Source organism: Pseudomonas sp. TWR1-1-4, assembly GCF_049897165.1.
Classification (GTDB): domain Bacteria; phylum Pseudomonadota; class Gammaproteobacteria; order Pseudomonadales; family Pseudomonadaceae; genus Aquipseudomonas; species Aquipseudomonas canadensis.
In genome coordinates this window covers 470,905-488,847 of sequence record NZ_JAFCVS010000006.1, presented here as the reverse complement: position 1 = coordinate 488,847, position 17,943 = coordinate 470,905, and the positions used below count along the sequence as shown (strand labels likewise).

Genomic DNA, 17,943 nt, shown 5'->3' with positions numbered 1-17,943 from the left:
GCGGCCGAGGGTCGGCGTGTGAGGAGACTAAATGATCTAAGAATCCGAAAATAAATAACATTTTCGAATTAGCTTATGAGAGGAAATGTGGTCGCGGCTAATACGACAAAACCCTTGTAGGAGCCCGGTGTGTCAGCTCGTTGATCGTTCCCATTCAAAGCGTGGGAACGATCAAGGGGGTGAGTCAGTTGCTGATGGCGAGGATGCTGGCCTGGTACGATCCGACAAACACATCGAAATCGCCCACTTCGTTCTGCTCCAACTCAGCTTGCTGCGCCAGCGAGGTCCGTGCCAGCTCCTCAAAGCGCGCCTGCTCTTCAGCCGGCAACGGCTCCTTACGGAAATGCTCGGCGTGCAACTGGCTCTGGTGCAGGGAGAACTGCGCAAAACTTTCCTTACGCTCGGCCATCGTCGCCAACACCTGGGCTGACGGGGTCAGGGACGAATCCTTGACCTTCGCCAGCTGAGCATCCAGCGCCTGGCTGTGCTCGGTGATGCCGTGGCTCTCATCCAGCAAGGCGGCCAGTGGCGCAATCTGCTCCAGCAGTTCGGCAGCCCATTCCTTCATGTCCACAGGCTGGCCCTGACGCTGCAATTGCAGGCCGGGACGACGACCTTCCTTGACCACGCTGAGGAAGTTGGAGGTGGCGTTACCGCACTCGTTGTCGGCGAACAGCGGGCTGTCGTTCAACGCGCAGTACAGCAGGAAGGCGTCGAGGAAACGCGACTCCGGCAGGTCGATACCCATCGGCAGGAAGGGGTTGATGTCCAGGCAGCGCACTTCGATGTACTGGATGCCACGGGCCATCAGCGCCTGGATCGGCCGTTCGCCGGTGTAAGTCACACGCTTGGGGCGGATGTTGGAGTAGTACTCGTTTTCGATCTGCAGGATGTTGGTGTTGAGTTGCACCCACTCACCGTCCTGATGCGTGCCGATTTCGACGTACGACGCGTAGGGCGTTGCCACCGCTTCGCGCAGGCTGTCGGTGTAGCTGGCCAGGTCGTTGTAGCACGGTGTGAGGCCGGCCTGGGCATTGCTCTGATAACCCAGGTCGCTCATGCGCAGGCTGGTGGCGTAAGGCAGGTACAGCGTATCGGCGTCGAGCACTTCCAGTTGGTGCGAACGACCGCGCAGGAAACCGGCGTCCAGGGCAGGGGATGCGCCGAACAGGTACATCAGCAGCCAGCTGTAGCGACGGAAGTTACGGATCAGCGCGATATAGGCGGTGGACTGGTAATCGCGGTCGGTGCCGACAAACCCTTCCGTCTCTTTGAGCAACGGCCACAGCGCTTCCGGTAACGAGAAGTTGTAGTGGATACCAGCGATGCACTGCATGGTCTTGCCGTAACGCAGGGCCAGACCCTTGCGATACACGTACTTGAGCTGTCCGATATTGGAGGTGCCGTAGTAGGCAATCGGAATATCTTCCTCGGCCGGCAACGGGCACGGCATCGAGGGGCTCCACAGGTATTCGCTGCCCAGCTTGGTGTAGGCAAAGCGATGGATCTTGTCCAGGCTGCTCAGGGTATCGGCCGGGTTGGGCAGGGCGGGAGTGATGAACTCCAGCAGCGATTCCGAGTAGTCGGTGGTGATCTGTTCGTGGGTCAACGCGGCGCCCAGGGCTTCAGGGTGCGGCGTTTGCGCCAGTCGACCCTCACCGGTGACACGCAGGCATTCGCGCTCGATGCCGTGCAAGCACTGCTCTAGCAGGGAGAGGTGTTCGCGCTTGCCGAGCAGGGCCAGGCGGCGGTTGAGAAGTTCGCTCAAGTTGGATTCCTTCACGCGTCAGTCGCCCCAATATGGGGGTGGGCAGGACGGTCTACAAGGGTGAAGTTAAAACTGGCGTGATCGCCTGGTTTAGAGTCGATTTAACCCGCTCTGAAAATGCCGACTTCACTCCATGAATTTGGCTACAGCGCAGCGAGAAAATTCCGACGCCGTGATTGCAGCGCCGAAATTAACTCAAATCGGGGGTGGGGAGCTATAGGACAGCGAAGGTGCCCTGCGCTTTTGCGACAAGTCTTTCGTCTTGATACACGTCTGCCTCGACCACCAACGTGCGGCGACCGGCATGAATCACTCGGCTGGTGCACAGCACGTCACCGTCAGACACGGCGCGGATATAGTTGATCTTGCACTCGATGGTCGCGCTCTGCTGGTCGAAACCATGGGAGCTGGAACACGCCAGCCCCATCGTAATGTCCACCAGGCTGAAAATCGCCCCGCCATGGAGCTTGCCCGCGCGGTTGCGCAGTTGCGGCTCCAGGGTCAGGGCCACCTCGGCAACGCCCTCTTCAAGGCGTTGCAGGCGGCAGCCGATCAGTTCGCTGAACGCGCTCTGGGTCAAACCGGCAGGGATTTCCATCAGCGTTTCTTCAACTGTTTGGCGTTGGCGAACAGCGAGGCCATGGCGTTGTTGCTTGGCGCTGCGGTGGCGGTTTCCTTGCGCGGTGCGTTGTTCTGCGACTGGCGCGGCGCCGAACCCGGACGCGCGCCACGGGCACCGTCGATTTTCTCGCCGGGGGTGTCGCTCATGCGCATCGACAGACCAACGCGTTTGCGTGGGATGTCGACTTCCATGACCTTGACCTTGACCACGTCACCGGCTTTCACCGCTTCACGCGGGTCCTTGATGAATTTCTCCGAAAGCGCGGAGATATGCACCAAACCGTCCTGATGCACGCCGATGTCCACAAAGGCGCCGAAGTTGGTCACGTTGGTGACCACGCCTTCGAGGATCATGCCCAGCTCCAGATCCTTGAGGTCTTCGACGCCGTCCTGGAACTCGGCAGTCTTGAACTCGGGACGCGGGTCGCGGCCCGGTTTTTCCAACTCTTGCAGAATGTCGGTGATGGTCGGCACGCCGAAGGTTTCGTCGGTGTACTTCTTGGGATCCAGGCGCTTGAGGAACGCGGCGTCGCCGATCAGCGAGCGGATGTCGCGGTCGGTCTCGGCGGCGATGCGTTGCACCAGCGGGTAGGCTTCCGGGTGGACTGCGGAGGAATCCAGCGGGTTGTCGCCGTTCATTACGCGTAGGAAACCGGCGGCTTGTTCGAAGGTTTTCTCGCCCAGGCGTGCGACCTTTTTCAGCGCTGCACGGGTTTTGAACGCGCCGTTTTCGTCACGGTGGGTCACGATATTCTGTGCCAGGGTGGCGTTGAGGCCGGAAATACGTGCCAGCAATGCAACAGAGGCGGTATTCACGTCCACGCCCACGGCGTTTACGCAGTCTTCCACCACCGCGTCCAGGCCGCGCGCCAGTTTCAGCTGCGACACATCGTGCTGGTACTGGCCGACGCCGATGGATTTAGGGTCGATCTTCACCAGTTCGGCCAGTGGATCCTGCAGGCGACGGGCGATGGACACCGCGCCACGGATCGACACGTCGAGGTCCGGGAATTCCTTGGAAGCCAGTTCCGACGCCGAGTACACCGAAGCGCCGGCCTCGGAGACCATGACCTTGGTCATCTTCATGGCGGGATACTTTTTGATCAGTTCGGCGGCCAGTTTGTCGGTTTCACGGCTGGCGGTGCCGTTGCCGATGGCGATCAGGTCCACCGCGTGCTTGGCGCACAGGGCGGCCAGGATCGCGAGGGTCTGGTCCCATTTGTTGTGCGGCACATGCGGATACACCGTGGCGTGGTCCAACAGCTTGCCGGTGGAGTCGACCACGGCGACCTTGCAGCCAGTACGCAGGCCCGGGTCAAGGCCCAGGGTGGCGCGCGGACCTGCCGGGGCGGCCAGCAGCAGGTCGTGCAGGTTGTGGGCGAACACGTTGATCGCCTCGGTCTCGGCGCCGTCGCGCAGCTCGCCGAGCAGGTCGGTTTCCAGGTGGGTGTAGAGCTTGACCTTCCAGGTCCAGCGCACCACCTCACCCAGCCACTTGTCCGCAGGACGGTTCTGATTCTGGATGCCGAATTGTTGACCGATCATGCCTTCACAGGGGTGCATGGTGCCCGGCAATTCGTCGCCGACCTTCAGCGCAGAGCTGAGAATGCCTTCGTTGCGACCACGGAAAATGGCGAGCGCACGGTGGGACGGCATGCTTTTCAGCGGTTCGTCGTGTTCGAAGTAATCGCGGAACTTGGCGCCTTCCTCCTCTTTGCCGGCGATGACGCGGGCACTGAGAATGGCTTCCTGCTTCAGGTAAGTACGCAGTTTTTCCAGCAGGCTGGCGTCTTCGGCGAAGCGCTCCATGAGGATGTACTTGGCGCCTTCGAGGGCGGCCTTGACGTCGGCAACGCCTTTTTCGGCATTGATGAACCGGGCGGCTTCGGTGTCCGGAGTCAGCGACGGGTCGTTGAAGAGGCCGTCGGCCAGCTCGCCCAGGCCGGCTTCTAGGGCGATCTGGCCCTTGGTGCGGCGCTTCTGCTTGTACGGCAGGTAGAGGTCTTCGAGGCGGGTCTTGGTGTCGGCGAGCTTGATGTCGCGCTCAAGCTGTGGGGTCAGCTTGCCCTGTTCCTCGATGCTGGCGAGGATGCTGATGCGCCGTTCGTCGAGTTCTCGCAGGTAGCGCAGACGCTCTTCCAGGTGACGCAACTGGGTGTCGTCGAGGCTGCCGGTCACTTCTTTACGGTAACGGGCGATGAAAGGCACTGTGGAGCCTTCATCCAGTAGAGCGACGGCCGCTTCGACCTGTTGTGGGCGTACACCGAGTTCCTCGGCGATGCGGCTGTTGATGCTGTCCATAAAACCACCTGAAATTCTGAAAAGCAGCTCGCAGGCCCGGAAAACAAGGCCCTGGGAGGCTGGTTGAGCGGCCCGACTGGCGCCGCTGCCTGGGTCAAGAGGCAGCCTATTGACCCTCGAAATCGAAAAAATCACACAAGCGGGTAAAAAAAGCCTCGGCATCAAACGGTAACGATCGGACGTTGCCCTGCACGACGGCGCCGCATTATAACCAGCGTTCTGCCCTAGGGGGGGATTGCGCCAACGGTTGTACGGCGCGGGTTCGCTGGCAGTAGAGGAAAAATCTGCTAACAATGCACACGGTGCGTATAACGGCAGCTAGGCCATAATGCGCGCCGAGATAAGAGGAGCATCTAATGAGCAGCACTGCACAAACTGCTGAAGGCGAAAAAATTCTCATCGTTGATGACGATCCGGGGCTGAGTAGCCTGCTGGAGCGTTTTTTCAACTCCAAGGGCTACCGGGCCCGCGCGGTGCCGAACACCGAACAGATGGACCGCCTGTTGGGGCGTGAGGTGTTCAACCTGGTCGTACTCGACCTGATGCTGCCCGGCGAAGACGGCCTGACCGCCTGCAAACGCCTGCGCGGCGCAAACAACCAGATTCCAATCATCATGCTCACCGCCAAGGGCGATGAGCTGAGCCGCATCAAGGGCCTTGAACTGGGCGCCGATGACTACCTGGCCAAGCCGTTCAACCCTGACGAACTGATGGCTCGGGTCAAAGCCGTACTGCGTCGCCAGGCACCGCCGGTTCCAGGTGCCCCAGGTAGCGAAGACGAGAGTGTCACCTTTGGCGACTACGAACTGTCGCTGGCGACCCGTGAGCTCAAGCGTGGCGATGAAGTGCACATGCTCACTACCGGTGAATTCGCCGTGCTCAAGGCTCTGGTGATGAACGCTCGCCAGCCGCTGACCCGCGACAAGCTGATGAACCTGGCCCGTGGCCGGGAATGGGATGCGCTGGAGCGCTCCATCGACGTGCAGATCTCCCGTCTGCGCCGGATGATCGAGCCGGACCCGTCCAAGCCGCGGTATATCCAGACGGTGTGGGGCGTGGGTTATGTGTTTGTGCCGGACGGCAATAAAACCAGTTGATCGGTGATTTGCAGGGGCGGGCATCCTGGCGTTTGACTCCATAAGAGTCGGCGGGGTGTCCGGCGTCTGCAATTCTGCGAGCGCCGCTCGTTTCTGCAAGGTATCTAGCAGTCTTCTATGAAAACCCCGCTGTGGTTCCCCCAAAGTTTCTTCTCCCGCACCCTTTGGCTGGTGCTGATCGTCGTTCTGTTTTCCAAGGCACTCACGCTGGTTTATCTGTTGATGAACGAGGACGTGCTGGTGGATCGACAGTACAGCCACGGTGTCGCCCTGACGCTGCGCGCCTATTGGGCGGCGGACCCTGAGAACCGCGAGAAAATCGCCAAGGCCGCGACCCTGGTGCGTGTCGCCGGCGCGGGAGTGCCGGAGGGCGAGCAGCATTGGCCCTACAGTGAGATCTACCAGCGCCAGATGCAGGCCGAACTCGGTGAAGACACCGAGGTGCGGCTGCGCATGCACGTGTCGCCTGCGTTGTGGGTGCGTGCGCCAAGCCTGGGCGAGGATTGGCTGAAAGTGCCGCTTTACCCGCATCCGCTGCGGGGGCAGAAGATCTGGAACGTGTTGGGCTGGTTCCTGGCGATCGGTTTGCTTTCAACGGCGTCGGCGTGGATTTTCGTGCGCCAGCTTAATCAGCCTTTAAAACGCCTTGTGTTTGCCGCCCGTCAATTGGGCCAGGGGCGCAGCGTTCGCCTGCCGGTCAGCGACACGCCCAGTGAGATGACCGAGGTGTACGGCGCGTTCAACCAGATGGCGGAGGACGTCGAACAGGCCGGCCGCGAGCGCGAGCTGATGCTGGCGGGGGTGTCCCACGACTTGCGTACCCCGTTGACGCGACTGCGTTTGTCGCTGGAGTTGATGGGCAACCATACCGACCTCACCGACGACATGGTCCGCGACATTGAGGACATGGACGCGATTCTCGACCAGTTCCTGGCGTTTATCCGCGATGGCCGCGATGAAGTGGTGGAAGAAGTCGACCTGACCGACCTGGTGCGAGAGGTGGTGGCGCCCTATAACCAGAACGGTGAACAGGTGCGCATGCGCCTGGAGCCGATCCAGCCGTTTGCGTTGCGTCGGGTATCGATGAAACGCCTGTTGAACAACCTGATCGGCAACGCCCTGCACCACGCCGGTTCCGACGTGGAAGTGGCGGCGTATGTGTCTGGCGACAGCGCTGCGCCGTATGTGGTGCTGAGCGTGATGGACCGTGGCGCGGGCATCGACCCGGATGAGTTGGAAGGCATCTTCAACCCCTTTACCCGTGGCGACCGTGCCCGAGGTGGCAAGGGGACAGGCCTGGGGTTGGCGATTGTGCGGCGTATAGCCTCGATGCATGGCGGCAATGTTGAGCTACGCAACCGCGAAGAAGGTGGCCTGGAGGCGCGCGTGCGTTTGCCGCTTGGGCTGATGTTGCCCCGCGACGCGGTCTGACCTTGTGTAGGAGCCGGCAAGCCGGCTCCTACAGGTATTACGCTGGGGTCAGCCCTTGCCTTTGGTCCTGGTCATATTCGGCCCACCATTCTTCTCCAGATGCTGAATGATGATCCCCGCCACGTCCTTGCCCGTGGTGGTTTCAATGCCTTCCAGGCCCGGTGACGAATTCACCTCCATCACCAGCGGCCCGTGATTGGAGCGCAGGATATCCACACCCGCCACACTCAACCCCATCACCTTGGCGGCCCGCAGCGCGGTCATGCGTTCTTCCGGGGTGATCTTGATCAGGCTGGCGCTGCCGCCACGGTGCAGGTTGGAGCGGAACTCCCCCGGCTTCGCCTGGCGCTTCATCGCTGCAATCACCTTGTCGCCCACCACGAAGCAGCGGATGTCCGCACCGCCGGCTTCCTTGATGTATTCCTGCACCATGATGTTCTGCTTGAGGCCCATGAATGCCTCGATCACGGACTCCGCCGCTGTCGCGGTTTCACACAGCACCACGCCGATACCTTGGGTGCCTTCCAGCACCTTGATCACCAGCGGTGCGCCGTTGACCATGTCGATCAGGTCGGGGATGTCGTCGGGAGAGTGGGCAAAGCCCGTCACTGGCAGGCCGATACCCCGGCGCGACAGCAACTGCAGCGAGCGCAACTTGTCCCGTGAACGGGCAATGGCGACCGACTCATTGAGGGGGAACACCCCCATCATTTCAAACTGGCGCAACACTGCGCAGCCATAGAACGTCACCGAAGCGCCGATACGTGGGATCACCGCATCAAACCCCTCCAGCGGCTTGCCCCGGTAGTGGATCTGCGGCTTGTGGCTGGCAATGTTCATATAGGCCCGCAACGTGTCGATCACCACCATTTCGTGGCCACGTTCGGTGCCGGCCTCAACCAGGCGGCGGGTGGAATACAGACGCGGGTTTCGCGACAGCACAGCAATCTTCATGCAGCACCTGGGACAGAAAGAGTAGAGACCGGGAACACCGGCTTGTCTTGAACGTACTTGATGCCGGGGTTGACCACCAGTTGGCCGTCAATCAAGGCTTTGGAGCCCAGCAACAGCCGGTAACGCATGGCTTTGCGGCAGGCCAGGGTGAACTCCACCCGCCATACCCGATCACCCAGCGCCAGGGTGGTGCTGATGACATAGCGCACCTGCGCATGCCCGTTGGAGCTCTTGATGGTTTTCATCGTCACCAGGGGCGCTTCGCAGCGGCGGTGACGCAGTTGCACAACGCTGCCCAGGTGCGCGGTAAAACGCACCCACTTCTCACCGTCGCGCTCAAATGGCTCAATATCGGTAGCGTGCAGGCTTGAGGTGCTGGCACCGGTGTCGATCTTTGCGCGCAGGCCTGCCACTCCCAAGTCGGGAAGTGCCACCCATTCACGCAGACCCACAACGGTCAAATGGTCAAATGTCTTCAATATGGGTAACCGATCAATTCGCCCAGGCCTGAGGGGAAACCTCGGCCAGGGCCTTGAATGCAGGCTTGGCGAACCAATAGCCCTGCATCAGAAAAATTCCGCAGTCGGACAGGAAGTCACGCTCGCCGGCACTTTCGATGCCTTCGGCGATGACAGTAACCCCCAACTGCTCACAGATTGTGACAATTCCCTGAACGATGACCTGACGAACACGATCCTGATCGACATCGCGAATCAGCGCCATGTCGAGTTTGATCAAGTCAGGTTGGAAATCGGCCAGCAGGTTCAGCCCCGAATAGCCCGCGCCGAAATCGTCGATGGCGGTCTTGAAGCCGAATTCGCGGTATTCACGCAGAATATTCGTCAAATGGCGATAGTTATCTACGTGCTCGCTTTCGAGTGTCTCGAAAATCAGCTGGTTCAACGGAAAATTATGCGCGCGAGCCGCCTCCAGGGTGCTACGGATGCACAATTCCGGACGGTACACGGCGTTGGGCATGAAGTTGATCGAAAGGTGGGTTTGCATGCCAAGGGCCGCTGCCCCGGCAATTGCCTGGGTTCGACAGCGTTGGTCGAAGCGGTAGCGGTTGCTTTCGTTGACCTGGTCGAGCACCGACAGAGCCCCTTCGCCGTGGGGGCCACGCACCAGGGCCTCGTGGGCAAAGATCGAATGATCCCGCAGGTCTACGATAGGCTGGTAAGCGAATGCAAAATCGAACCCGAGGGGCTCGCTTTGCTGGCAACCCACGCAGCGCTGGTTGGGCGAGGTGAGTGAAAGGGGGAATTCGGTCACAGCATATCCTCGCGAAAACAGGGTGCTACCTGGCGTATCTTAGGTGAGCCTTGGGGTTTATGCGTCGAAGGGTTTCAACGGTAAAGTTGCGACATTTTTCAGAGCGAGGAATTCAAGTGGCTCAAAAGCAGGAAGAGGAAGAAAAGGTCCGTCTGGACAAGTGGCTATGGGCGGCGCGTTTCTATAAAACCCGTGCCCTGGCGAAGGCCGCTATCGAGAGCGGCAAGGTGCATCATCGTGGCGAGCGCTGCAAGCCAGGCAAAGAGCCACGTGTCGGCGATGAGTTGCAGATTCGTGTTGGATTTGATGAAAAGACGGTCGTGGTTCAGGCGCTTTCCATCGTGCGCCGTGGTGCGCCTGAAGCACAGGCGTTGTACACCGAGACCGAAGCCAGCATCGCCAAGCGTGAAAACGCGGCCGCCATGCGCAAGGCGGGCGCCACCGGTATGACCACCGATGGCAAGCCGAGCAAGAAACAGCGCCGCGATCTGTTCAAGTTTCGCGGCAGCGGCAATGACGACTAGCCTGAGTCGAATGGGCCTGTGTGGTGAGCGGGCTTGCCCCGCGCTGGAGTGCGTAGCGCTCCCGTTTTTTTGAGGCCGCTCCGCAGCCCAGCGCGAGCAAGCTCGCTCACCACAAATTATTGCGCAGTTCTAACGACGCTCATTCGCCCGACGATTGGTAGGCGTGCAGCCAGCCCGAACACCGGCGCCGTGAGCCGCAGCAACCCAGCCGACACCTTCGCTGCGAACGGCGTGTAATACCCCCACCCCAGCGCCAACAGCGCCAGCAATACGCCGCCGATGTAATCGTCCTGGCCCCAATGGGCACCAGCCACCAGGCGCGGCATCATGAACAGCAGCGCCAGGCCCCAGATCACGAGCAACTGGCCGACGCGCTTGGCGAACACCGTCATGAACATCCCCCAGATCAACAGCACCGATGCGTGATCCCCTGGAAAACTCTGGCTCGAGCGATCCTTCAATTCCCAGGTCTTTTCCAGCCCCGGGAAGTAGTCGCTCATCTGGATCGCTCCGCTGATCACCATCGATGGGCTGCTGTGTTGCCAGCCCATGTGCGCCGCGAATTTGGAAAACAGCATGCGGATAAACAGCAACAGCAGCAGAACGCCGACAAAACCGAACAGTGCCTGGCGCACCTGCACGGCCTTGAACACCCAGTCGCCGCGAATCAACAGCGCCAGCAGGATGACCCCGACCACCGCATCGAACGGCCGCAGACTGGCTACCGCCCACACGTGCAGCCAGGTCGAGTTGCTGGCCAGCGGGTCATTGAGCAGATGAAACAGCCACTCGTCGAAAAGCACACACAGCATCTGGCCCGTGGGCCACAGCCAGAAACACAGCAGCCCGATAGCCAGTAGATTGCAGAAGGCCCATCGCCCGAGGTTCCACTTGGCTTGGAACAAACCCGGATTGTTCATAAACTGTCCCTCACGGCTCTAGAAAACCGCACCAAAACGGTGCTAAAGCGTTTAATTCTATAAACTTTGTAATCAATTTGTCATCAATTCAGATACCCAGACCTATGACTGATCTACCGGATACCGACTTCACCCAACGCTTCATCTTTGACGAGAGCGACGCCCGCGGCGAGCTGGTCTCGTTGGAGCGCAGCTATGCCGAAGTCCTTGCCAAGCACCCCTATCCGGAGCCGGTCGCGCAACTGCTCGGGGAGCTGATGGCGGCGGCGGCGCTCCTGGTGGGCACCATGAAATTCGACGGGTTGTTGATCCTGCAGGCACGCTCCGAAGGGCCGGTGCCGATGCTGATGATCGAATGCTCCAGCGAGCGCGAAATCCGTGGTTTGGCCCGTTACGAAGCCGACCAGATTGCCCCGGACGCCACGTTGTCCAACCTGATGGCCAACGGCGTGCTGGCGATCACCGTCGATCCGACTGAGGGCCAGCGCTACCAAGGTATCGTCGATCTGGACGGCGAAACCCTGTCGGACTGCTTCACCAACTATTTCGTGATGTCCCAGCAGGTCGGCACCAAGTTCTGGCTCAACGCCGACGGCAAACGCGCCCGCGGGATGCTGTTGCAGCAATTGCCACCAGATCGCATCAAGGACGAAGACGAGCGCACTGACAGCTGGCGTAAGCTGACGGCGCTGGCCGGCACCCTCACCGCTGAAGAGCAACTGGGCCTGGACAACGAAACCATCCTGCATCGCCTGTACCACGAAGAAGCCGTGCGACTGTTTGACGCACAAGGCCTGCACTTCAATTGCAGCTGCTCGCGCGAGCGTTCGGCCAATGCCTTGGTCAGCCTAGGCCTGGAAGATGCGCAAAACCTGGTGGTGGAGCACGGCGGCCATATCGAGATCGACTGCCAGTTCTGCAACGAACGCTACCTGTTCGACGCGGCTGATGTCGCCCAATTGTTCGCCGGCGCAGGCATCGACACCCCTTCCGACACCCGCCACTAAAACGTTTAAGCACAGGTAAATCACCTGACAAACGCCGGATTAGCGCAGTTCTGACGGGAGGGCCCTACTCTTTTTGGGCTTTTCTGGCATAATCCGGCCCACTTTTTTCGCGGTAGTAGTGCGCAACTTTCTACTACAAAACGTTTGGAGCACTCGGCCATAGGCCGACGGGGAACCTCATGACGCAAGCCAACAACGCCGTATACACCGATCTGAGTGTTGACGATCTGGTTAAAGAAGCCCTGCAGCGTGGTGAAGGCGTGCTCGCCGATACTGGCGCGCTGGTCGTCGAAACCGGTCACCGTACTGGCCGTTCGCCGGTCGACCGTTTCATCGTTGAAGAGCCTTCCACCCAGGCTTCCATCGCCTGGGGCCCGATCAACCGCAAGTTCCCTGCCGACAAGTTCGATGCCCTGTGGGCTCGCGTCGAGGCATTCAACAACGCGCAAGAGCATTTCGTTTCCCACGTTCACGTAGGGGCGGCTGAAGACCACTACCTGGCCGTGAAAATGACCACCCAGACTGCCTGGCAGAACCTGTTCGGTCGTTGCCTGTTCATCAACCCGGCCCAGTACAACCCGGCCGGTCGTGAAGAATGGCAAGTGCTCAACGTGGCCAACTTCGAGTGCGTGCCAGAACGTGATGGCACCAACTCCGACGGTTGCGTGATCCTCAACTTCGCCCAGAAGAAAGTGCTGATCGCCGGCATGCGTTACGCCGGTGAGATGAAGAAAGCCATGTTCTCGGTGCAGAACTTCCTGCTGCCGGCTTCCGACGTGCTGCCGATGCACTGCGCTGCCAACATCGGCGAAGCAGGCGACGTGACCCTGTTCTTTGGTCTGTCGGGCACCGGTAAAACCACCCTGTCCGCCGACGAAAGCCGTTACCTGATCGGTGACGACGAACACGGCTGGGGTGAAGGCGTGGTGTTCAACATCGAAGGCGGTTGCTATGCCAAGTGCATCGACCTGTCCGAGAAGAACGAGCCGGTCATCTGGAAAGCCATCAAGCATGGCGCCGTGCTGGAAAACGTGGTGATCGACGAGGCCAAGCACGCCGACTACACCAACGTCAGCCTGACCCAGAACAGCCGCGCCGCCTACCCGCTGGAGCACGTTGCCAAGCGTTCCGAGAAGAACCTGGGCGGCGAGCCAAACGCGGTGATCTTCCTGACCTGCGACCTGACCGGCGTACTGCCGCCTGTGTCGATCCTCAGCGAAGAACAAGCGGCCTACCACTTCCTGTCCGGTTACACCGCACTGGTGGGCTCGACCGAAATGGGTTCCGGCGGCGGCATCAAGTCGACCTTTTCCACCTGCTTCGGCGCACCGTTCTTCCCGCGCCCGGCTGGCGAATACGCTGAGCTGCTGATCAAGCGCATCCGCGGCTTCGGCTCCAAGGTCTACCTGGTCAACACCGGCTGGACCGGCGGCGGCTACGGCGTTGGCAACCGTTTCAACATCCCGACCACTCGCGGCGTGATCGCAGCGATCCAGAGCGGCGCGTTGATCGGTGCAGAAACCGAACACCTCGACACGATCAACCTCGACGTGCCACTGGCCGTACCGGGCGTTGAAACCGGCCTGTTGAACCCACGTAACACCTGGGCTGACAAGGCTGCCTACGACGAAGCGGCGAAGGCGCTGGCGGGTCTGTTCATCGAGAACTTCAAGAAGTTTGAAGTGAGCGATGCGATCAAGGCTGCGGGTCCTAAGTTGTAAGATTCGAGCGTTGTGAAAAAGCCGCCTCTTGCAGGCGGCTTTTTTGTGCGCGAACGCTTAGTCGGCGATGTGCAGAACCACTGCGCCGACCAGTACCAGCACGACGCCCAATACCTGCACCACCGACAACCGCTCCTTGAAAAACACAAACCCCAAAATCGCCGCAATACCACCTGACAACGTACTGATCACCGTCACCACCGACACCGACCCCGCCATCGCCCCCCAGGAAAACGCCGAGAACCCACCCAGGTTCATCAAGCTCGCACCGGTCAGCGTCGCGCAGTTTTTCAGCGGTGGGATTTTCAGGCCGTCCTTGATCTTCAGCACCATCACCACCAATACGCATAGCCCCACCAGGTAACCGAGCCAGAGCATGGTGATCGGTCCCAGCGCCGGCAGTGTGTAGCGGCCTTGCAGCCAGAAACTGGTGCCATACAGCAAGGCGGCGAGCATGGCGTAGGCGATGGACAGGCGTGGATTGTTGTGGGGGACGCCGTTGTCCTTATGAATGCTGGAGAGGATCACGCCGATCACGCACACGGCGATGCAGCCCAGTTGCGTCAGGCTGATGTGCTCGCCGCTGGCCCAGGACAGCAGTGTGGTCACCACGCCGTAGGACGTCACCAGCGGCGCGACGATGGCGGCTTTGCCAAGGGCGAAGGCCTTGGACAGCGCAAGGGCGCCGGAGACGGTGAGCAGGGCGGCGGCGACGCCCAGGAGCCAGACGCTCAGCGGGGCGTCGAGGGATTTGAACAGCAAGCTTGGGAGAATGACCAACAGCAGGGTCATGATCAGAAAGCCCAAGGCCTGACCGAAATACACCGCGCGTTTAACGCCCACGGCTCGGGCGTTGAGGCCCACGAGAAAATCCGTACCACCCCAGAGCAGGGCGGCCAGCAGGCCCATCATTACGTCCATGTAAGGTCCTTTTCGAAGGCTCAATTTCCTGTAGGAGCCCGGCTTGCCGGCGAGGAGGCCCTCAGGACCGCCATCGCCGGCAAGCCGGCTCCTACAGTGAGCTCAGGTTTTCCAGCGTCTGCGTGTCCCAGCTGTGGGTCTTGATGGCCAGGTAGAGCATGCCCAGCGTCAGCGGCACTTTTTCGCCGCGGCTCTTGGCGCGGCGTTTGAGAAACACATCGAACGTCGGCGGATTGAAGTAACGATAAGTGTCGAAGTCGCCCAGGTCGAGCGCAAATTCCTGCTCCAGTGCTTCCATCAGTTGCTTGGCCTCACTGCCGTCGCAGCCGAGGTCGAAGTTGATTGAGGTTTGCAAGCGGATCGTCTTGTGTCTTGGCAGGCCGATTTCCTCGTGCAGCAGTTGCAGGAGTTGCTGCATGACGGGGTCTTCGGGCAAGTTGGGGGCGAGGTTCATGGTGGGGGCACGCAGGAGTGGGTGATTGGCTTTTACTTTGCTTACTTTGCAATAGATATTTTGGGTGCTCAACAACCCGATGCCTGTCACAAAGGCAATTATCGGCAAACTTTCAAGCTGTGCCCCTCTGATCCATGAGGTGGCATAGAACAGAAGTACTGGGCCGGTTACCAAGAGGCAGCGTCCAGCCCATCTCCTGAGTACGGGCAACGTTATTATCCTGTCGATTATGGCGGCCAGTGCGAGGAGGACGAGCAGATAGATCCACTGGGTGTATTCGCTCATCGTCTTGGCCACTCCGGAGCTGTAGATCCATGGCCGATATGTTGAGTCCTTTCGATGTTCAAAGGTGTTTGCCAGGGTCTGTTGAAAGGGCGCTAGTTTCGGTCAGAGAAAGGTGGGTTTTGTAGAGTGGCGGGCAGGAGTTTCAAGTAGTTTCGGAAGGGGATGTCGAGGCGTATGGAGGTTTCTTACAGGGCTTTCCGGGATTTGCGGCTTGCAGTGACTTAACAGCAAAACAGGTGAGTGGTGTGGGTCGAGCTGGCGTGTGATCAGTTGCTGACAGGCCGAGTCACACACCGCTCAAAAATCGCCTCCAACCCCCGGTAATCACACGCCACCGCATCAATATTCGCCGGTATCCACGCCGCGTGTTTCACCAGCCACCAATTCACCGAAAACCCCGCGTTGACGATGATCTGCTCGAACAAGATCCGTTGCGCCCGGCCGTTGCCTTCGCGGAAGGGGTGGATGACGTTGAGGTCGCCGTAGGCCTCGGCAATCTGCGTGATCAGCTCAGCCTGACTCACACCGACATACCAGTTGGACGCTTGCATACGCCGGATGATCTTTGCCGCTTCCGGCGGGATGCGTTCCGGGGTGCAGAACAGGGTATCGCCTTTCTGGATATTGACGCTGCGCAATTCGCCGGCCCAGTCGTAGAGGTCGCCGAACAGGGTGCGGTGGATATGTTGCAGGCGGTCGAGGTCGTAGGGCGGTGGGAAGAGGGGAAGGTTGCCTACGGCGATTTCGGATAACTCCCGCTCGGCCTGGTGCAAGCGGGTCTCGTCGTGCAAATCGAGGCGGTTGCGCAGGACGCTGCTACCGGGATAGCAGTACGGATCCTGGCCCACCCCGTATTTGTCGAGCATCAGCGTGGGGTGTTGCGGTACTTGGCGAGGACGGCTTCGCGGGTCGGCAGGGGTTTGTCGACGTCGGCCGGTTGGGTGTCGAACCCTTCGAGGCGCAGGCTGGCCAGGTAATTGGAACGGCGGATCTTGTGGTAGTGATCCTGTTTTTGCTCAAACGTCGGTTCGCTCATGGCAGCGTACTCCTGGGTAGCAAGGCTTGATTGTAGCGCAATGCTTCAGTAGGTAGGCGTGATAAAAACCACGTCACATTCTGTACAAAAATTCCGCCAGCGGCCGGATTTCAGCGTATGTTTCACCGCAAAATCTTGTAGGGCGATTCCGTCCACTACTTAAAGGGAGTTAAGCATGGGTTTGCTGCGTGTCGCCTCGGCGATGTCTTTGTGTGCGGTGGCGTTTTCGGTCCAGGCCGAGCAATTGCCGATTGAAGTGCTCAGTGCGGTGGTCAAGGACCAGAAAATCGCCGACGCCGAAGTGCTGCTGCAGCGCAACGGCGCGCAAAACGTGGTGGGCCGCACCAACGCCCAGGGCCAGGTCACGCTGACCAGCGAAGCTGCTGACGACGCCACCAGCCTGCTGATCATCAAGAAACCCGGCTACTCCAACCTGGTGGTGAAGTGCCCGTGCAAAGGCATGACCTACGCCATCAGCCCGGTCATGGAAAACCTCGACGGGCTGCGCGTGGTACTGACCTGGGGCAAAACCCCGGAAGACCTCGACTCCCACATGATCTTCCCCGGCAATAATATCTACTTCGAGAACAAGACCGGCACCGACGCCGAACTGGATGTGGACGACGTCGACAGTTACGGCCCGGAAACCATCACTCTGCAGAAAAAGCACTACGGCGAAAGCTACGTGTATGCCGTGCATGACTTCACCAACGGCGGCAATCCAAGCTCGCGCCAACTGTCCAACAGCGAAGCCAAGGTGTTTGTGTACATGGGCCAATCCCTGGTACGCACCTACTACGTGCCGAAAAACCGCAGCGGTAACCTGTGGACCGTGTTCCGCATGACTGGCAGCGGCGACTTCCAGGACATCAACACCTTCAGCGGCGTGACCGTGAATGCCGCGAATGTGCTGAACGAAGTCAAACCGCTGCTGGATGACAGCGTGGCCGTGACCGCTGTTGCGGTCAGCTCTTCCGCACAAACCGATGCGAAACGTCTGAACGTCCAAGGTGAAGCGGCCTACCAGGCGGGTAACCTCGACCAGGCCATCGACCTGTTCCGTCAGGCGATCGAGTTGGACAATGGTTTCGGCAAGGCCTACGGCAACCTGGGCTTGGCGTATCAGAAGGCTGGCAACACGGCCGAGTCGATCTGGGCCAATCGCAAGGCCATCGCCCTGGCAACCGGTGCGAATGCTGCGACGGTGCGTGCTGGCGCCTATTACAACATTGCGCGGATCTATGAAGCGGCGGGGCAGTTTGCCGATGCGTTGCGTCACTACCAGTTGGCCAAGGAGCAAAAGGCCAACCCGGTGTACGACACGGCGATTGAGCGGGTGCAGAACCGCTGATCGATAGCCAACACGTTTACCGACAACGCGCCCCATTGGCGCGTTGTTTGTTTGGGGGATGGCTAGAGCCGCGAGGCTGCGTCGAGGTCCATCAATCCCCGTCCATAGGCGCCACTGACCAACGCTGCGGCCGGCGATGTGCCGGTGGTGGGTCCGTAGCTGCCATCCTTGTCGGGGTAGGTGATCTGGCGTGTTACTGTCTGCGTTTTTGCGCGGGCTTGCTGGTTTTCTCTGTATCAGTTTGTAGCGTTTATCCCCGACCTTTTCTTGATCGCTGATC

General features: G+C 60.0%; 17 protein-coding genes. 6 read left to right on the top strand and 11 right to left on the bottom strand.

The window, feature by feature from the left end; all coding sequences use genetic code 11:
- Nucleotides 1-184 precede the first annotated feature (184 nt).
- The 3 genes from gshA to ACP7C6_RS21405 all read right to left on the bottom strand — a co-directional run bounded on the left by gshA (nt 185) and on the right by ACP7C6_RS21405 (nt 4,690).
- On the bottom strand, nt 185-1,768 hold the full coding sequence (gshA, locus tag ACP7C6_RS21415; RefSeq protein WP_426109207.1) for a glutamate--cysteine ligase: 1,584 nt from the start codon (nt 1,766-1,768) through the stop codon (nt 185-187).
- A gap of 214 nt (nt 1,769-1,982) precedes the next feature.
- Nucleotides 1,983-2,366, bottom strand: coding sequence for a PaaI family thioesterase (locus ACP7C6_RS21410; RefSeq protein WP_016979039.1), 384 nt, complete (start codon nt 2,364-2,366; stop codon nt 1,983-1,985).
- Complete coding sequence (locus tag ACP7C6_RS21405) at nt 2,366-4,690, bottom strand: Tex family protein (protein ID WP_028615303.1); 2,325 nt, start codon at nt 4,688-4,690, stop codon at nt 2,366-2,368. Before ACP7C6_RS21405 ends, ACP7C6_RS21410 begins: the two co-directional genes overlap by 1 nt.
- 356 nt (nt 4,691-5,046) lie before the next feature.
- Between ACP7C6_RS21405 and ompR the strand changes: the two genes are divergently transcribed.
- Both ompR and ACP7C6_RS21395 read left to right on the top strand, forming a co-directional pair.
- Complete coding sequence (gene ompR, locus ACP7C6_RS21400; protein ID WP_016979041.1) at nt 5,047-5,787, top strand: two-component system response regulator OmpR; 741 nt, start codon at nt 5,047-5,049, stop codon at nt 5,785-5,787.
- Nucleotides 5,788-5,904: 117 nt separating this feature from the next.
- Nucleotides 5,905-7,218 (top strand): ATP-binding protein, encoded by a 1,314-nt coding sequence (locus ACP7C6_RS21395; protein ID WP_021491614.1) that lies wholly within the window; start codon nt 5,905-5,907, stop codon nt 7,216-7,218.
- A gap of 48 nt (nt 7,219-7,266) precedes the next feature.
- Here the strand turns inward: ACP7C6_RS21395 and rimK are convergent, their stop codons facing one another.
- Genes rimK through ACP7C6_RS21380 form a run of 3 tightly spaced genes read right to left on the bottom strand, consistent with a single transcriptional unit; the run spans nt 7,267 to nt 9,444 of the window.
- Nucleotides 7,267-8,172, bottom strand: a complete 906-nt coding sequence (gene rimK, locus ACP7C6_RS21390) for a 30S ribosomal protein S6--L-glutamate ligase (RefSeq protein ID WP_010214091.1) — start codon at nt 8,170-8,172, stop codon at nt 7,267-7,269.
- Nucleotides 8,169-8,618, bottom strand: coding sequence for an ATP-dependent zinc protease family protein (locus ACP7C6_RS21385; protein WP_170949822.1), 450 nt, complete (start codon nt 8,616-8,618; stop codon nt 8,169-8,171). The genes rimK and ACP7C6_RS21385 overlap by 4 nt, the downstream gene beginning before the upstream one ends.
- 46 nt (nt 8,619-8,664) lie before the next feature.
- Entirely contained in the window at nt 8,665-9,444 is a 780-nt protein-coding gene (locus ACP7C6_RS21380) for an EAL domain-containing protein (RefSeq protein ID WP_028615304.1), read from the bottom strand.
- 116 nt (nt 9,445-9,560) lie between these two features.
- Here ACP7C6_RS21380 and ACP7C6_RS21375 point away from each other — a divergent pair, with 116 nt between their 5' ends.
- Nucleotides 9,561-9,968 (top strand): RNA-binding S4 domain-containing protein, encoded by a 408-nt coding sequence (locus tag ACP7C6_RS21375; RefSeq protein WP_028615305.1) that lies wholly within the window; start codon nt 9,561-9,563, stop codon nt 9,966-9,968.
- Between the two features lie 116 nt (nt 9,969-10,084).
- Here ACP7C6_RS21375 and ACP7C6_RS21370 read toward each other — a convergent pair whose 3' ends face one another.
- Nucleotides 10,085-10,888 carry a phosphatase PAP2 family protein gene (locus ACP7C6_RS21370; RefSeq protein ID WP_028615306.1) on the bottom strand — a complete coding sequence of 268 codons (804 nt, stop codon included), beginning with the start codon at nt 10,886-10,888 and terminating at the stop codon, nt 10,085-10,087.
- A gap of 104 nt (nt 10,889-10,992) precedes the next feature.
- Here ACP7C6_RS21370 and hslO point away from each other — a divergent pair, with 104 nt between their 5' ends.
- Both hslO and ACP7C6_RS21360 read left to right on the top strand, forming a co-directional pair.
- Nucleotides 10,993-11,895, top strand: a complete 903-nt coding sequence (hslO, locus tag ACP7C6_RS21365) for an Hsp33 family molecular chaperone HslO (protein WP_028615307.1) — start codon at nt 10,993-10,995, stop codon at nt 11,893-11,895.
- Nucleotides 11,896-12,074: 179 nt separating this feature from the next.
- Nucleotides 12,075-13,616 (top strand): phosphoenolpyruvate carboxykinase, encoded by a 1,542-nt coding sequence (locus ACP7C6_RS21360; RefSeq protein ID WP_016979047.1) that lies wholly within the window; start codon nt 12,075-12,077, stop codon nt 13,614-13,616.
- A 57-nt stretch (nt 13,617-13,673) separates the two neighbouring features.
- Here the strand turns inward: ACP7C6_RS21360 and ACP7C6_RS21355 are convergent, their stop codons facing one another.
- The 4 genes from ACP7C6_RS21355 to ACP7C6_RS21340 form a co-directional block, all read right to left on the bottom strand.
- Complete coding sequence (locus ACP7C6_RS21355; RefSeq protein WP_353631954.1) at nt 13,674-14,537, bottom strand: DMT family transporter; 864 nt, start codon at nt 14,535-14,537, stop codon at nt 13,674-13,676.
- Between the two features lie 91 nt (nt 14,538-14,628).
- Nucleotides 14,629-15,276 (bottom strand): DUF1493 family protein, encoded by a 648-nt coding sequence (locus tag ACP7C6_RS21350; RefSeq protein ID WP_426109206.1) that lies wholly within the window; start codon nt 15,274-15,276, stop codon nt 14,629-14,631.
- 266 nt (nt 15,277-15,542) lie between these two features.
- Entirely contained in the window at nt 15,543-16,142 is a 600-nt protein-coding gene (locus ACP7C6_RS21345; RefSeq protein ID WP_426109205.1) for a putative adenosine monophosphate-protein transferase Fic, read from the bottom strand.
- Complete coding sequence (locus tag ACP7C6_RS21340; RefSeq protein WP_016979054.1) at nt 16,142-16,312, bottom strand: YhfG family protein; 171 nt, start codon at nt 16,310-16,312, stop codon at nt 16,142-16,144. Before ACP7C6_RS21340 ends, ACP7C6_RS21345 begins: the two co-directional genes overlap by 1 nt.
- A gap of 175 nt (nt 16,313-16,487) precedes the next feature.
- Between ACP7C6_RS21340 and ACP7C6_RS21335 the strand changes: the two genes are divergently transcribed.
- Nucleotides 16,488-17,663, top strand: coding sequence for a tetratricopeptide repeat protein (locus ACP7C6_RS21335; protein ID WP_028615311.1), 1,176 nt, complete (start codon nt 16,488-16,490; stop codon nt 17,661-17,663).
- Nucleotides 17,664-17,943: the final 280 nt, after the last annotated feature.

Coding starts and splice junctions, on each gene's coding strand:
- ACP7C6_RS21410 (WP_016979039.1), bottom strand. CDS start 2,366: ATGGAAATCCCTGCCGGTTTGACCCAGAGCGCGTTCAGCGAACTGATC.
- ACP7C6_RS21405 (WP_028615303.1), bottom strand. CDS start 4,690: ATGGACAGCATCAACAGCCGCATCGCCGAGGAACTCGGTGTACGCCCA.
- ompR (WP_016979041.1), top strand. CDS start 5,047: ATGAGCAGCACTGCACAAACTGCTGAAGGCGAAAAAATTCTCATCGTT.
- ACP7C6_RS21395 (WP_021491614.1), top strand. CDS start 5,905: ATGAAAACCCCGCTGTGGTTCCCCCAAAGTTTCTTCTCCCGCACCCTT.
- rimK (WP_010214091.1), bottom strand. CDS start 8,172: ATGAAGATTGCTGTGCTGTCGCGAAACCCGCGTCTGTATTCCACCCGC.
- ACP7C6_RS21370 (WP_028615306.1), bottom strand. CDS start 10,888: ATGAACAATCCGGGTTTGTTCCAAGCCAAGTGGAACCTCGGGCGATGG.
- hslO (WP_028615307.1), top strand. CDS start 10,993: ATGACTGATCTACCGGATACCGACTTCACCCAACGCTTCATCTTTGAC.
- ACP7C6_RS21360 (WP_016979047.1), top strand. CDS start 12,075: ATGACGCAAGCCAACAACGCCGTATACACCGATCTGAGTGTTGACGAT.
- ACP7C6_RS21355 (WP_353631954.1), bottom strand. CDS start 14,537: ATGGACGTAATGATGGGCCTGCTGGCCGCCCTGCTCTGGGGTGGTACG.
- ACP7C6_RS21350 (WP_426109206.1), bottom strand. CDS start 15,276: ATGAGCGAATACACCCAGTGGATCTATCTGCTCGTCCTCCTCGCACTG.
- ACP7C6_RS21345 (WP_426109205.1), bottom strand. CDS start 16,142: ATGCTCGACAAATACGGGGTGGGCCAGGATCCGTACTGCTATCCCGGT.
- ACP7C6_RS21340 (WP_016979054.1), bottom strand. CDS start 16,312: ATGAGCGAACCGACGTTTGAGCAAAAACAGGATCACTACCACAAGATC.
- ACP7C6_RS21335 (WP_028615311.1), top strand. CDS start 16,488: ATGGGTTTGCTGCGTGTCGCCTCGGCGATGTCTTTGTGTGCGGTGGCG.